General features: G+C 67.3%; 14 protein-coding genes and 3 tRNA genes. 1 reads left to right on the top strand and 16 read right to left on the bottom strand.

The window, feature by feature from the left end:
- From glyA to INT51_RS10370, 8 genes are all read right to left on the bottom strand, one after another.
- Positions 1–1,269, bottom strand: coding sequence for a serine hydroxymethyltransferase (glyA, locus tag INT51_RS10405; RefSeq protein ID WP_304502150.1), 1,269 nt, complete (start codon positions 1,267–1,269; stop codon positions 1–3).
- Positions 1,270–1,331: 62 nt separating this feature from the next.
- Positions 1,332–2,459: a UDP-N-acetylmuramate dehydrogenase gene (locus INT51_RS10400; protein ID WP_193105238.1), complete on the bottom strand. Its 1,128-nt coding sequence runs from the start codon at positions 2,457–2,459 to the stop codon at positions 1,332–1,334.
- The gene (locus tag INT51_RS10395; protein WP_193105237.1) at positions 2,456–2,992 is read right to left on the bottom strand and encodes a MaoC/PaaZ C-terminal domain-containing protein; all 537 of its coding nucleotides are present in this window, start codon (positions 2,990–2,992) and stop codon (positions 2,456–2,458) included. The genes INT51_RS10400 and INT51_RS10395 overlap by 4 nt, the downstream gene beginning before the upstream one ends.
- Before the next feature lie 119 nt (positions 2,993–3,111).
- Entirely contained in the window at positions 3,112–3,561 is a 450-nt protein-coding gene (locus tag INT51_RS10390; protein ID WP_193105236.1) for a MaoC family dehydratase N-terminal domain-containing protein, read from the bottom strand.
- A 200-nt stretch (positions 3,562–3,761) separates the two neighbouring features.
- Positions 3,762–3,932 (bottom strand): 50S ribosomal protein L33, encoded by a 171-nt coding sequence (gene rpmG / locus INT51_RS10385; protein ID WP_029360274.1) that lies wholly within the window; start codon positions 3,930–3,932, stop codon positions 3,762–3,764.
- A 97-nt stretch (positions 3,933–4,029) separates the two neighbouring features.
- Positions 4,030–4,106, bottom strand: a tRNA-Met gene (locus INT51_RS10380).
- Positions 4,107–4,160: 54 nt separating this feature from the next.
- Positions 4,161–4,233 (bottom strand) — tRNA-Thr (locus INT51_RS10375).
- Between the two features lie 84 nt (positions 4,234–4,317).
- Positions 4,318–4,399 (bottom strand) — tRNA-Tyr (locus INT51_RS10370).
- 254 nt (positions 4,400–4,653) lie between these two features.
- On the opposite strand from INT51_RS10370, the gene INT51_RS10365 reads away from it, so the two are divergent.
- A complete protein-coding gene (locus INT51_RS10365) occupies positions 4,654–5,142 on the top strand; it encodes a YajQ family cyclic di-GMP-binding protein (RefSeq protein ID WP_193105235.1) in 489 nt (162 codons plus the stop codon).
- Positions 5,143–5,235: 93 nt separating this feature from the next.
- Here INT51_RS10365 and INT51_RS10360 read toward each other — a convergent pair whose 3' ends face one another.
- The 8 genes from INT51_RS10360 to INT51_RS10325 all read right to left on the bottom strand — a co-directional run bounded on the left by INT51_RS10360 (position 5,236) and on the right by INT51_RS10325 (position 13,526).
- Positions 5,236–5,505 (bottom strand): hypothetical protein, encoded by a 270-nt coding sequence (locus tag INT51_RS10360; RefSeq protein ID WP_226832223.1) that lies wholly within the window; start codon positions 5,503–5,505, stop codon positions 5,236–5,238.
- Positions 5,506–5,564: 59 nt separating this feature from the next.
- Complete coding sequence (locus INT51_RS10355) at positions 5,565–5,825, bottom strand: hypothetical protein (protein ID WP_193105234.1); 261 nt, start codon at positions 5,823–5,825, stop codon at positions 5,565–5,567.
- A 472-nt stretch (positions 5,826–6,297) separates the two neighbouring features.
- Positions 6,298–6,567 carry a hypothetical protein gene (locus INT51_RS10350; protein WP_226832223.1) on the bottom strand — a complete coding sequence of 90 codons (270 nt, stop codon included), beginning with the start codon at positions 6,565–6,567 and terminating at the stop codon, positions 6,298–6,300.
- A gap of 59 nt (positions 6,568–6,626) precedes the next feature.
- Positions 6,627–6,887: a hypothetical protein gene (locus tag INT51_RS10345; protein ID WP_193105234.1), complete on the bottom strand. Its 261-nt coding sequence runs from the start codon at positions 6,885–6,887 to the stop codon at positions 6,627–6,629.
- Between the two features lie 240 nt (positions 6,888–7,127).
- A complete protein-coding gene (locus INT51_RS10340; RefSeq protein ID WP_193105233.1) occupies positions 7,128–7,610 on the bottom strand; it encodes a hypothetical protein in 483 nt (160 codons plus the stop codon).
- A gap of 117 nt (positions 7,611–7,727) precedes the next feature.
- Positions 7,728–7,997, bottom strand: coding sequence for a WXG100 family type VII secretion target (locus INT51_RS10335; RefSeq protein WP_304502147.1), 270 nt, complete (start codon positions 7,995–7,997; stop codon positions 7,728–7,730).
- Positions 7,998–8,209: 212 nt separating this feature from the next.
- A complete protein-coding gene (locus INT51_RS10330) occupies positions 8,210–12,673 on the bottom strand; it encodes an FtsK/SpoIIIE domain-containing protein (protein ID WP_193105232.1) in 4,464 nt (1,487 codons plus the stop codon).
- 142 nt (positions 12,674–12,815) lie between these two features.
- Positions 12,816–13,526 carry a hypothetical protein gene (locus INT51_RS10325; protein ID WP_193105231.1) on the bottom strand — a complete coding sequence of 237 codons (711 nt, stop codon included), beginning with the start codon at positions 13,524–13,526 and terminating at the stop codon, positions 12,816–12,818.
- Positions 13,527–13,555: the final 29 nt, after the last annotated feature.

Here is a 13,555-nt window from a genome sequence, read left to right as displayed (position 1 = left end):
TCAGTACTGCTGGAGGTCGGCGTACAGCGGCTTCGCGTCGGCGAGGGCCGCGGTGCGCCGGCGGAGGGACTCGAGGTCCTCCCCACCGGTCAGCGCCAGGGCGATGACGTCGGCGACCTCGATGAACTCCGCGACGCCGAAACCGCGAGTGGCCAGGGCCGGGGTGCCGATCCGCAGGCCGGAGGTGACGCGCGGGGGGCGGGGGTCGTTCGGGACGGCGTTGCGGTTCACGGTGATGCCGGCCTCGTGGAGGCGGTCCTCGGCCTGCTGGCCGTCGAGCTCGCTGTCGACCAGGTCCACCAGCACGAGGTGCACGTCGGTGCCGCCGGAGATCACCTTGACGCCGGCTGCCACGGCGTCCTCGGCCTGGAGCCGGTCGGCGAGGATCTTCGCGCCCTCGAGGGTGCGGACCTGACGATCCTTGAAGTCCTCGGTGGCGGCGATCTTCAGGGCCACCGCCTTCGCGGCGATGACGTGCATGAGCGGACCGCCCTGCTGACCGGGGAACACCGCCGAGTCGATCTTCTTGGCCCACTTCTGCGTGCACAGGATCATGCCGGAGCGGGGTCCGCCGATGGTCTTGTGGATCGTGGTGGAGACGACGTCCGCGTAGGGGACGGGGCTGGGGTGCAGACCCGCCGCGACGAGGCCCGCGAAGTGCGCCATGTCGACCCACAGCACAGCGCCGACCTCGTCCGCGATCTCGCGGAACGTCGCGAAATCGAGCTGGCGGGTGTAGGCGGACCAGCCGGCGACGATGACCTTGGGCTGCTCGGCCACGGCCAGCTCCCGCACCTTGTCCATGTCGATGAGTCCGGTCTCGGGCTCGGTCTCGTAGGCGACGATGTCGTAGAGGCGGCCGGAGAAGTTGATCTTCATGCCGTGGGTGAGATGACCGCCATGCGCGAGCGACAGACCCATGAGCTTGTCGCCGGGACGGGCGAGAGCGTGCATCACGGCGGCATTCGCGGAGGCACCCGAGTGCGGCTGCACGTTGGCGTGCTCCGCCCCGAACAGTGCCTTCGCCCGGTCGATCGCGATCTGCTCCGCGACGTCGACCTCCTCGCAACCGCCGTAGTAGCGACGTCCCGGGTATCCCTCGGCGTACTTGTTGGTCAGCACCGAGCCCTGGGCCTGGAGCACCGCGCGCGGCACGAAGTTCTCGCTGGCGATCATCTCGAGCGTGCGCTGCTGACGAGCGAGCTCGCGATCCAGCACCTGGGCGATGTCCGGGTCGAGATCGGCGATGGACTGGTCAAGAACGTTCACGGGGCCTCCTGCGGTGACGGGCGGGACGGCGGCGGGCGCCGTCCTCACATCTTAGGCGGCGTTCACAGGTCGATGCCCAGGCGTACGGGTTCCGGGACCAGTCGGATCCCGAAGGCCTCCTCGACCCGGTCCTGCACGTCGTGCGCGAGGGCGAGGAGGTCGTCGCTGGTGGCCCCGCCGCGGTTGGTCAGTGCGAGGGAATGCTTGGTCGAGATGGCGGCCCGCTCCCCCACGGCGTGGCCGCGCTCGATCCCTGCGTGGCTGATCAGCCACGCAGCACTGGTCTTCACGAGGCCCCCACCGACGTCATAGCGCGGGGCCGCCTCGGGCAGCTGCGCGGCGCGCTCGGACTCGAGGATCGGGTTGGTGAAGAAGGAACCGGCACTCCAGGTGTCATGGTCCTCCGGATCCAGGACCATGCCCTTGGATCCGCGGATGGCGAGGACGGCCTCGCGGACCTCGCGCATCGGGGCGCGCTCCCCCACCTCGACGCCGAGGGCGTCGGCCAGCTGCGCGTAGCGGATCGGTGCGGACCTGCTGCCGATCGTGTGCTGGAAGGTCACGGACAGCACCACATACCGGCCCGTGGCCGACGGGACGGGCCCGCCGTAGCGGGTGCGCTTGAAGAGGCTGTCGCGGTAGGAGAAGTCGCAGTCGGCGGCGAAGAACGTGCGTACGGCATTCGCCTCCCGGTCCCAGGTGCGCACGCGGGAGATCGTCGCAGCGATCTCCTGTCCGTAGGCGCCGACGTTCTGGATCGGGGTGGCGCCGACGGTCCCGGGGATGCCCGAGAGCGCCTCGATCCCGACCATCTCGCGGGCGATCGCGTACCGCACGGCGCGGTCCCAGCTGACGCCTGCGAAGTACTCGACGATCGCTCCGCCGCAGGTCGGATCCAGCGGGGTGAGGTCCGCAGGGTCCACGGGGATGCCATCGGGCTCGCCGGAGGCGCCGACCTCGCAGGTGGCATCCAGCAGCGGCGGGTCCTCCGGGTCACGCAGCAGCACCACGGTGCCGTCGAAGGGCTCATCGGAGGCGACCAGATTCGAGCCGCCTCCGAGCACGAGCAACTGCTGGCCGGCCTCGTCCGCGCTGCGGACGGCCTCGATGACCTCGTCCGCGCTGCGGGCCTCGACCAGGTTCGAGATGGTTCCCCCGATTCGGAGCGTGGTCAGATCGGAGAGCCTCATGCCGCGGCGCCCTGGCCGACGGTCGACGGCGCCGCGGCCGAGGGGGCGATGGTGGCGCGTGCCCGGCCGAGCACCTTGGTGCCGTCGACCTGCGCGGCGATGTCCACCCGGGCGGTACCGGCGGACTCGTCGAGGGCGCCGACGACAGCGACGACCTCGAGGGTGACCGAACCGGTCGCGGGGACCGGGACCGGGTTCGTGAATCGCACCGAGTAGGCGCGCACGAGGGTCGGGTCCCCGAGGGCGTCGAGCAGGCCCGTGATCGCCGAGCCCATGGTGAGCATGCCGTGCGCGATCACGCCCGGGAGCCCGGCCTCGGTGGCGACGGTGTCGTTGTAGTGGATGGGGTTGAAGTCCCCGGAGGCCCCGGCGTAGCGCACCAGGGTGTCTCGGGTGATCTCATGCTGCGTGCGTGCGAGCTCCTGGCCGATGCTCAGGTCGGCGAGGACGAGCGGTGCGGCGGACGACGGCGCGGGCGTCGAGGAGCTCGCGGAGGCGGCCGGAGTGGAGGGGGTGGCGGGAGTGGCAGTCATGTCTGCTCCTGGGTTCCTGGTGCCGGGCGGGCGGCGTGATGGACAGATGCTGGACGGATCGACGAGAGGGGCCCACGCGCCGGTGGAGCGGGCCGGGTGGCCGGGTGGAGCGAGCAGGTTCAGTCGCCGCGCACGACGATCATGCTGCGCACGCTCGCGACGTCCTCCCCGGCCTCATCGGCCAGGTCGACTCGCGTGGCGACCATGGCGTGGCCTCCGGCGGCGCGGATCGATTCCACGGTCAGCGTGGGGACCAAGTGGTCACCGGCGACGACGGGACGATGCAGGGTGAAGGACTCTTCACCGTGGACGACGCGGGTGAAGTCGATGCCGGCGGTCGGATCCTCGATGTACTGGGCCTCGGTGGCCTGGGCCAGGGAGACCAGGAAGGTGGGCGGAGCGATCACGTCGGCGTGACCGGCTGCGCGCGCGGCATCGACGTCGGTATGGAGCGCCGAGCGGGAACCGGTGGCGCGGGCGAACTCGCCGATCTTCGCGGCCGAGACGGTGTGCACGGGGCCGGCCGGGTAGGTGCGGCCGGCGAAGGCTGGATCTGGGGTGGTCGTCATGTCATCTCCCGGGAGGGCACGGCCACTGGGACCGATGGGTGCTGTCACACCGATGATCTCATCGTCGGCCACGAGTCCGTGGCGGCCTGCGCGGAGCGCCGATGCCTGTCATGCAGCTCACCGGACCGGACGGTGGCCGGACGCACAAAAGGCCACCCGGGACATCCCGTGTGGCCTTTGGTGAAGTGCGCTCGTCCCGGTCAGCGGGTCTCGCGGTGCGCCGTCTGCTTGCCGCAGGTCGGGCAGAACTTCGAGAGCTCCAGCCGATCAGGGGTGTTACGGCGGTTCTTCTTGGTGATGTAGTTGCGCGCCTTGCAATCAACACAAGCCATGGTGATCTTGGGACGCACGTCAGAGCTCTTGCTCGCCACGGTTCGCCTCTTTCGTCCGGGTGACACGCACAACGGCGCGCCTCGTGGGTCCCCGTACTCGGGGGATGTGGATCGTGCACTCCGGTGGGAACCGGCGTGGTACCGAGGGCGGGGATCGAACCCGCGACCTCACGATTATGAGTCGTGCGCTCTAACCGTCTGAGCTACCCCGGCGTGACCGATGAAGCGGCCCGATCTCGCACGAGACCGGGCCGCCGCACCCATCAGAGCCCTGAAAGGGAATCGAACCCTTGACCTTCTCCTTACCATGGAGATGCTCTGCCGTCTGAGCTATCAGGGCAACCCGGTAAACCTTACCCGTCTCCTTGCTGCGAGGCAATTCGCGGGCAGGCCCGGTGCTTCGGATCACAAGGATCCTCCGCGGTGGCAGGTGAGGGATTCGAACCCACGAAGGCGATGCCAGCTGATTTACAGTCAGCTCCCTTTGGCCACTCGGGTAACCTGCCGGAAGTTCACCTCCGTTGCCCATCCGATCACGATCGGGTGGCCGCCGGAAGCGGACTCGAAACAGCATACCGGCGCACTGCCGACGGCGCGAACCCAGAGGCCGTCTGTGGTGCATGAAGAAGGTCACAGGCCCGCTGAGCAGGCCTGTCGCCGCACAGAGGCATGCTCGAAAGCAGAGAGGCCGGACCCCTTCTGGCCGGAGGACACGCACAGGGTCGCCCTCGAGGGCGACCGCAGGAAGGAAGGACGCACCGTGGCAGATTCATCATTCGACATCGTCAGCAAGCTCGATCGACAGGAGATCGACAACGCCGTCAACCAGGCCGTCAAGGAGGTGGGCCAGCGCTACGACTTCCGAGGCACCGGCGCCTCGATCAACCTCAGCGGCGACCAGATCGTGATGACCGCCAACGCGGAGGAGCGCGTGCTCGCAGTGCTCGACGTGCTGCAGTCCAAGCTGATCCGTCGCGGGATCTCGCTGAAGGCCCTGGACGTCGGTGAACCCAAGCAGTCCGGCAAGGAGATGCGCCTGGCAGCCGACCTCAAGGAGGGCATCAGCACCGAGGACGCCAAGAAGATCTCGAAGCTCATCCGCGAGGAGGGCCCCAAGGGCATGAAGGCTCAGATCCAGGGGGACGAGCTGCGCGTCTCCTCGAAGAGCCGTGACGATCTGCAGAGCACCATCGCCCTCCTGAAGGGCAAGGACCTCGACGTCGCCCTGCAGTTCATCAATTTCCGCTGATCGCGGGTCGTGGCGCGGCAGTCACGCCCGGACATGACAAGGGCCCCGTCCCCCACCCGGGGAACGGGGCCCTCACCCCACCTCACCACCGAATCACCGCTGGTTCGAGGTCTCATCCTGCTGATCAGCATGCGTGTTCAACTGATCCGCACGCTTCTGGAAACCCTCAATCAGGCTGTTCACCGGACCAGAGATAAACGTGTTCCAATCCTCCTGATACGCGTCATAATCCGGACCAACCCACTCCACCGAATTCACAGTGCTCGTCGCCGAATCAATCGCATCGAGAATCTGCTGACCGGCGTCATTGATCGCACCCGCAACCTCGCGACCCTCGTCCGGACTCATACCCTTGAAAGCCATCACATACCCCTTCGAGAAAAATCAGAAACTGAAGCTACAGAAAAATACTCCGCCGAGAATCAGGCAGAAGCATCGCGCTGACCGGCAGCATTACGACTCGCACGATCAGCAAAATCGCCGGCCTGCTGCACGATCTGCTGCACCAACTGACCAAGCTCACCCTCGAACTCGCTGACGAAACGATCACGGTCCTCACCCGTCCAATCGAAGTCCGTCACACGACTCTGAACCTGAGTGAAGATCTGCTGCGTCTGCTCGCCCGCAGTGGTGATCTGGGTGCCCATCTGCTCAACAGACTCCGGCGTCATACCCTTCTTCATGATGTCCTCCATCTCGTCATTGCCACTGGTCCCCACCCATCGGCCCCGATCTCCACGGCCACCGACCGCATCCTCGACCCCTGCCCTCCAGGTGATGACCCAACCCTAGACCGGCCGCTCCGGGTTGACCATGGGGACTACTCCCCATCGTCCTCCCCAGCCGACGATATCGGCATCCATCCCGGTCAACATGACATTCGGCCTTCCTTCGGGTTGTGGACAACCCAGGACCGGGAGACGTGCGCCGCCGGCGCCCGGCATGGGGCCGGGAGGCTCCGCACTCCCTGTGCGGCCGGCTCCGCGCCGCGCGGGTGCATGACGGACGCGCCGGCCAAGCCTTCCGCCTCCCCGACCTTCCCAGTCTTCCTGGCCGTGCCGGCAGCGGGTCGTGGCGCGGCAGTCACGCCCGGACATGACAAGGGCCCCGTCCCCCACCCGGGGAACGGGGCCCTCACCCCACCTCACCACCGAATCACCGCTGGTTCGAGGTCTCATCCTGCTGATCAGCATGCGTGTTCAACTGATCCGCACGCTTCTGGAAACCCTCAATCAGGCTGTTCACCGGACCAGAGATAAACGTGTTCCAATCCTCCTGATACGCGTCATAATCCGGACCAACCCACTCCACCGAATTCACAGTGCTCGTCGCCGAATCAATCGCATCGAGAATCTGCTGACCGGCGTCATTGATCGCACCCGCAACCTCGCGTCCCTCGTCCGGACTCATACCCTTGAAAGCCATCACATACCCCTTCGAGAAAAATCAGAAACTGAAGCTACAGAAAAATACTCCGCCGAGAATCAGGCAGAAGCATCGCGCTGACCGGCAGCATTACGACTCGCACGATCAGCAAAATCGCCGGCCTGCTGCACGATCTGCTGCACCAACTGACCAAGCTCACCCTCGAACTCGCTGACGAAACGATCACGGTCCTCACCCGTCCAATCGAAGTCCGTCACACGACTCTGAACCTGAGTGAAGATCTGCTGCGTCTGCTCGCCCGCAGTGGTGATCTGGGTGCCCATCTGCTCAACAGACTCCGGCGTCATACCCTTCTTCATGATGTCCTCCATCTCGTCATTGCCACTGGTCCCCACCCATCGGCCCCGATCTCCACGGCCACCGACCGCATCCTCGACCCCTGCCCTCCAGGTGATGACCCAACCCTAGGTTCGGGTCTGCGCACCGTCGATGGGGAGAACTCCCCGTGTCGGGCCCCCACCCGCGCCGAAGGCCCCGGACCTGCAGTGCGGGTCCGGGGCCTTCAGAGGAATGGTGGTGCGCGGCGTGCAGAGGGCCGTTCAGCTCAGATCGAGACTCACCGAGTCCTGGATGGTGCGGACCATCTCGATCTCTTCCTCGGCCGTCTCGGCGCCGCAGCTGCCGACGATCTCGAGCACGTCCGTGGCGACCCCTCCGCGGTCGATGATGGTGTACCGGGCAGCCTGCACCACGGTAGGTCGTCCCGGCTGGGTATATCCGTACTCGCTGGCGATCCACGTGGTCCCCTCCACGTCGATCTGCCCCGTGCCGAGTTCCTCGAGCTCAGGCAGCGCCGCCTTGCGCTGCTCGAGGCCGGCCTTGGCCGCCTCGAGGGTGAAGTCCGGGCCGAAACGCTGCACCGTGACGACGACGTTCGCCCGGAACTGTCCATCGACTCGTGGCTGTGCAGCGGCGAGCTGGACGCCGGGCACCGTCAAAGTCTCCCAATCGTCCGGGATGTCGAGAGCTATGCGCGGCGGACCGGGAAAGTCCACGCTCGGATAGGTAATGCTCTTGGCCATGAAATTGCTCCGCTCCTCCCACGGGTGACGGCGTCAAACATATCAGGGACGCCGCAAGCCCGAGCAGTCGTCCTGCTCGGGCTTGCGGGGAGACCGCGAGAACCGCGGTGGGCGCCGTCAGTTCGACGAGGTCGCGTCCTGTTCGGCGGCATTGCGATCCGCCGTCTCCCCCAGTTCGTTCACGGAATTCATGATCTGCTGCAGCGCGGGGACCATCTCCCCCGACCACTGGCCACGGAAGCGATCCGCATCCGGTCCGGTCCAGTCCACGCCCTCGAGACCGGAGGTCAGCTCCTGCTCGATCCGAGTGATCTCCTCGGCCGCCTCGCGCAGCTGGCCCGACATCCGGCGGACCTCTTCGACATTCATACCCTTCGTGGCGTTCACGGTTCGGGTTCCCCTTCCTGGTCTCTCGCGCCCGCGCCCTGATCCGGTGCACCGGCCCGTCCGTCGTGCTGATCACCTCACTGTAGAGCGAAGCGCCGGGCGGGACCATGGGGAGTTATCCCCATGGGGATAACTCCCCGTACAGCCCCTGCCCGGGAGCTGCACGAGAGAGCACGAAACCTGCCTCGCCCTGCTCGCCTGGGGCCGTGACGTCAGTCGGTGATCTGCGCGACCTGCAGTTTCATGGCACGGCCGCTGTGGACGAGGAACCCACGACCGGCCGGGAAGTCCGCGCGACGGATCCTCCCCAGTCCTGTCCCCAGCAGCGAGTCTCCGTCCATGTCGCTGGGCTGGAGCAGCAGACCGCGACGGCCGGCCTTGAACGGCTGTGCGAGCACGTAGGCCTGCGACCACGAGGCCGACTCGTTCTCCCCGACCACGAACTGGCCCTCCCTGGTACTGGCGCGGATCAGCTTGTCCAGGTCGCTCTCGATCCCGGTGCCGGTGAAATCAGCGACGCCATCGATGAACAGGGCCAGACGGCCCTCCCCCACCGCACCGGATTCGATGGTCTGTCGCAGCTGTGCTGCGAGCTCTCGGACGCTGTCAGGATCCGAGGCCTCCACGTCCCAGATGGGCAGGCCCGTGAGCGGCGTGCGGCGCGAGGAGACTCGCACCAGGCGCATGGGGTTCTTCATCTCCTTGAGCCCGGTGGCGATGGTCAGCAGCGCGGTGGTGCGGCCCGACCCCATCGGGCCCGAGACCATGAAGGCGCCGCGCGGCTCGTAGGTGATCTCCGCGAGCGTCTCGTCGGCCAGGCCCAGCACGGGCCGGTCACCCACCACGGGGCGCAGCTGCGAGAGTTCCACGCGCTCGGGCAGCCGCTTGATGGCGGGGGCCTCGGGCACTCCGGCGCGGCGCATGGCCTTGGCGAGCTTGGAGACCTCGCGTGACTGGATCGCGACGTTCGAGTCACCGCCGTGCACGGCGACCTGCACCTCGTGGCCGCTGAGGATCGCACGTCCCGCCGGGGAGTTCCCGTCCAGTACGTCCTTGGGTTCACCGAACCCGGCATAGTCGTCGACGCTGGACATGCGATGGATGAGGCGGCGCTGAATCGACGAGCCCAGCGAGGTCGGGATCGCGTTGGGGCGGTCACCGGTGACGATGACATGCACGCCCACCTGGCGCCCATCGGTCGCGATCTGCACGAAGGCCGTGAACCACTTCGTGAGGTTCGAGTAGTCGTAGGCCTCACGGAAGGCGGCCATGCCGTCGACCAGCAGCAGGATGCGCGGGGTCTCGGGCTTGCCCGAGAGCTCGCGGTACTCGGCCACGGAACCGGCCCGCACCTTGGCGAAATCCTTCGCGCGGTCATCGATCAGCTCGCGCAGGGTGCGCAGCAGGCGGATGACACGCTCCTCGTCGTCACCGGCGACGATGGAGCCCACATGCGGCAGGTCCTCCAGCATCGTCAGACCCGAAGCGCCGAAGTCCAGTCCGTAGATGTGGACCGGGCCGCCCCGCACTGTCGCAGCCGAGGAGATCGCGATCGTGCGCAGGGTGGTCGACTTGCCGGAACCGCCGGTGCCGTAGATGGCCATGTTGCCGTCGCGGTCCGGATAGTAGGAGACCGTGGGCTGTGCCTGATTCTCCGGGACGTCCATGACACCCATGAGGAGTTCTTCGTCGGTCCGTCGGGTGGGAAGTCGAGAGAGGTCGTAGGCGTCGGCGAGCTCGGACAGCCACGGCTTGCGCGGGGTGGGGACCCCTGCCTGCTCGGCTGCCCCGATGATCGTGGTAACCACTCGGCTGATGTCGTTCGGGCCGGGGTCCTTGACCTCCTTGGCGGGTGGCGTGGGGAGGTCCCACTGCTCACCGGTGCCGAAATCCTTCTCGACGATGTCGATACGTGCACGCTCGGGCTCGCCGGTGGTCCACCCGCCCGCGTATCCGGTCTGGAAGGTCGCGATCCGCCCCGGGCCGGTCTTCGCGGCCGCACGCCCCGGGATACCGGGGTCGAAATGGGCGGCCATCTTGTCCCCGAGGATGTCCTTGGAATCCGCCTCGTCGGCCATCCGCAGCGCGATGCGGAGATTGGTGTTGGCGCGCAGGTTGTCCTTGATGACGCCGGCCGGGCGCTGGGTCGCGAGGATCAGGTGCAGTCCGAGGGAACGTCCTCGAGCGGCGACGTCCACGACCCCGTCGACGAACTCCGGGATCTCCTTGGCCAGTGCCGCGAACTCGTCGACGATGATGATCAGGCTCGGCGGTGTCTCGGGATCGCCGGTGCGCTCCAAGGAGACCAGGTCCTTGGCCTTCTTCCGGTTCAGGAGGTGCTCACGGAAGTGCAGCTCCGCGCGCAGCGAGGTCAGGGCTCGACGCACCAGGTGCTGGGAGAGGTCGGTGACCAGGCCCACGGCGTGGGGCAGCTCGATGGCGTCGGCGAAGGCCGCACCACCCTTGTAGTCCACGAACAGGAACGTGACGCGGTCGGGGCTGTGGGCCGTGGCCATGCCCATCACCCAGGCCTGGAGGAATTCCGATTTGCCGGCACCGGTGGTCCCTCCGACGAGGGCGTGCGGGCCGTTGGTGCGCAGGTCGAGGTGGAAGGCATCCTGGCCGTTGTGGCCGATGAGCCCGCGGAGATTCGCATCGTGCTTGCGACGTTGGGGTTCGGAGCCGTCCCGCGGGGTCAGCGAGTTGTTCTCCTTCCACCGCTCGATGATGTAGTTCGGGTCCTCGGCGATCTGCAGGCCGCCGAGCTTGAGGTAGGAGATCGCCCGCGGCAGATCCGAGTCATCGTCGATCGGCACCCCGGCGTCGACCACCGGCGCGAGGTGGCGGGCCACGCCCGCAGCCACCTCGACCGATACGGTCTCCACAGCGACCGGGTAGAACCGCTCGCCCAGGCGCACGTGCCCGGCGCTCGCCCCTTCGATGGCCTCCTCCACCGACACATAAGTGCGGCAGGCGGCGGGGAGGGCAGCCACGTTCGAGGCGCACCAGATCACGTGCACGCCCACGTCCGGGCCGCGCTCGGCGATGCGGACCAGACGGGCACGATCCACGGGTGCGTCATCCTCGATGATCACCACGAGGTTCGGGGTGATCGGCTCCGGTGGGATCTCCGGGTCGCTGGTGATGTCCGGTGTCATCGGGGTGCGCAGAGTGGGTGGGGCATCCCCGGCGCGCTGCGCGATGAGCTCCTCGATCCGCGAGAGCAGGGACGTGCCGCGGCCCGGGGTATCGGCGAGGTGATCGCCGGGCAGCGGTGAATGCGGGCTCGAGGTGTGCGGAAGCCATTTCAGCCATTCCCACATGTCGCGGCTGGCCCGGGAGGTGATCGCAGCGATCGCGAGTTCCGCCGGCGAATGCAGGGAGAACATCTGGGTCACGATGCCGCGGGCGACCCCGTCGGCCTCACCCCCACCTCCGGCGACCCCGATGTTGCCGGCGTAGCGTAGTTCCGCGGCGATCGGCACCCCCGCGAGCAGCTTGTACTCCTCATGCATGTCATCGAGCATGTCGTAGTACTTGGGGATGGCGTCGTTCTCGCCCGGCATCTCGATTCCGACGCGCGACTCCGCGACGCCCAGTCCGAGACGCACGGTGGCGAAGGCGTTGTGCTCCGGCCGGTGGGTCCACAGCAGTCGACCGAGCCGGAAGGCCGCATCGACCGTGTCCGCCGCGGAGGGGGTCTCGACCAGGCGCACTGCGCGCTCGAGATCCTGCGCCGCGGTGACCCGCCGTTTGAGGGAGGCCAGGCCGTCCTCGAAGTTCTTGATCTGCCGTTCGAGCTGTTTCTTCGCCTGGAACTTGCGGTTCAGATACCCGGCCGTGGCCATCATCGGCATCATGAACACGAACATGAGCGAGAACGGGCTGCGGGTCAGCGAGAACATGAATCCACCCATGAGGATCGGGGCGAACATCATGAAGATCGGGAAGAACTGCGGAGCCGGCTCCTTCGGCGGAGTCGGTGACTTCAGCGGTCGGTAGGGGAACCGGGGAACCACCCGCGGGGATCGGTTGAACTCGACCACCGGAGAGCTCGGGGCGGTCCCTCCCAGTCGATGCAGGGCGATCACGGAGAACGTGGTCTGTCCGATCAGGACGGTGTCGGCGGGTCCGATCACGGCACGCTGCACCTGCTCGCCGCCGATGACCACGCCATTGGAGGATTCCAGGTCGACGATCTCGATCGAGTCGCCGACGTTGAGGCGCGCGTGACGTTTGGAGAGCATCGGATCGGCGATGCGGATGTCGAGGTCGCCTTCACGGCCGACGACGCTCGAGCCGCTGGGGAGCGGGTACTCGCGACCCGCCTCCGGGCCGGAGAGGACCCTCATCAGAGCGACCGCCGCGCCGCGGGACTCTGACCGGGTGGCGTACTGGGTCGACGAACGGGCGATCGAGACGATGCTGCCGGAGCGCAGCCCGGCCTGGATCAGGTCGATCTCGCGGTCCAGGGACCGGACGCCGTTCGCGCCCGGTCCGGCACCGGGGTCCTGGACCTGCAGCGTCAGTCCCTCGGGAGCCTCGACGTCATCGCGCAGCGGGTCGGCGAGGTACAGCGCATTGGCGACATCGGCCACGGAGGCCGTGGCATCGGCCGTGACCTCGAGGTCCGTGAGCCGGTCCTCGGGCCTGCGCAGCGTGAGCTTGATGCGCATCGGTGTTCCTCCCCCTGGCGGGACCCTTGCCCGCCGTCCGGATCCGCCCTCAGCGGGTGATCCGATCCGTCAATGCCTGCAGCCGGCGCCCGGGCAGATCGCCCTTCCGGCCTGCCCAATGTGCTCAGCCTGCTCAGTCTGCTCAGTCTTCGTCGAGATCCTGCGATTGGTCCAACAGCGGGAGGTCGTCGCGGGAGACCAGCCGTGAGAAGACTGCATGCTCGACAAGTCGGGCACGCCGGTTGCTGGCCAGCTTGCCGGGGCCGCCGCGCAGCCCCCGCACACCCAGCCTGTCGAGCTTGTCGCAGACGTTGTCCAGCTTGCGATTGAACTTCGTCATCTGCCAGCCCAGTCGCTTCGAGGCCTGGGCCGAGGTCGGCACGGAGCTCATACCGGACCCTTCGCGGGAGAGCATCGGCTCGGACAGCGCGAGGATCAGCAGCTTCTGACTCGGCGTGAGCTGCACCGACCCCACGGTGGTCTCACCTACCGGGTCGTCCGGACCCGCGACCCGCGCGAACTCCGGGGAGTCGGCATGGACCGAGAAATCATAGGTGGTGGGCCCCGCGGTGAAGACGACCTTGGTCTCGTCGAAGACGAGTGGGAGGCGAGCTCCGGGTGCGAGCCACGCCTGCATGGACCCGGATCCGTCGGTGATCGTCGCCGACAGTCGTGAGCCGATGTTGACCAGCCACCACATCGACTCGACCTGCACGATCGTCAGGAACCGCCGGTGCAGGAAATGGTTGTCCTCATCGACCGTGAGATCGGCCTCGCGACCGATCGTCATCTCCTCGCCCTCTGCCACGCGGAACCACTCACCGCAGAACTCGACCGAAATCGTCGACGCCATCGTCAGCCTTCCCCTCTGTCGTTCCTGTA

Origin of the sequence: Brachybacterium sp. FME24, assembly GCF_014897705.1 — a bacterium.
Classification (GTDB): domain Bacteria; phylum Actinomycetota; class Actinomycetes; order Actinomycetales; family Dermabacteraceae; genus Brachybacterium.
The sequence above is the reverse complement of the archived record's forward strand: the minus strand, read 5'-3'. Positions and strand labels throughout refer to the sequence as shown.

Bases quoted from the DNA above. Each gene is read 5' to 3' on its own strand.
- INT51_RS10350 (WP_226832223.1), bottom strand. From the start codon at position 6,567: ATGGCTTTCAAGGGTATGAGTCCGGACGAGGGACGCGAGGTTGCGGGT.
- INT51_RS10345 (WP_193105234.1), bottom strand. From the start codon at position 6,887: ATGAAGAAGGGTATGACGCCGGAGTCTGTTGAGCAGATGGGCACCCAG.
- INT51_RS10390 (WP_193105236.1), bottom strand. From the start codon at position 3,561: ATGACGACCACCCCAGATCCAGCCTTCGCCGGCCGCACCTACCCGGCC.
- INT51_RS10395 (WP_193105237.1), bottom strand. From the start codon at position 2,992: ATGACTGCCACTCCCGCCACCCCCTCCACTCCGGCCGCCTCCGCGAGC.
- INT51_RS10355 (WP_193105234.1), bottom strand. From the start codon at position 5,825: ATGAAGAAGGGTATGACGCCGGAGTCTGTTGAGCAGATGGGCACCCAG.
- INT51_RS10325 (WP_193105231.1), bottom strand. From the start codon at position 13,526: ATGGCGTCGACGATTTCGGTCGAGTTCTGCGGTGAGTGGTTCCGCGTG.
- INT51_RS10400 (WP_193105238.1), bottom strand. From the start codon at position 2,459: ATGAGGCTCTCCGATCTGACCACGCTCCGAATCGGGGGAACCATCTCG.
- INT51_RS10360 (WP_226832223.1), bottom strand. From the start codon at position 5,505: ATGGCTTTCAAGGGTATGAGTCCGGACGAGGGTCGCGAGGTTGCGGGT.
- INT51_RS10340 (WP_193105233.1), bottom strand. From the start codon at position 7,610: ATGGCCAAGAGCATTACCTATCCGAGCGTGGACTTTCCCGGTCCGCCG.
- INT51_RS10330 (WP_193105232.1), bottom strand. From the start codon at position 12,673: ATGCGCATCAAGCTCACGCTGCGCAGGCCCGAGGACCGGCTCACGGAC.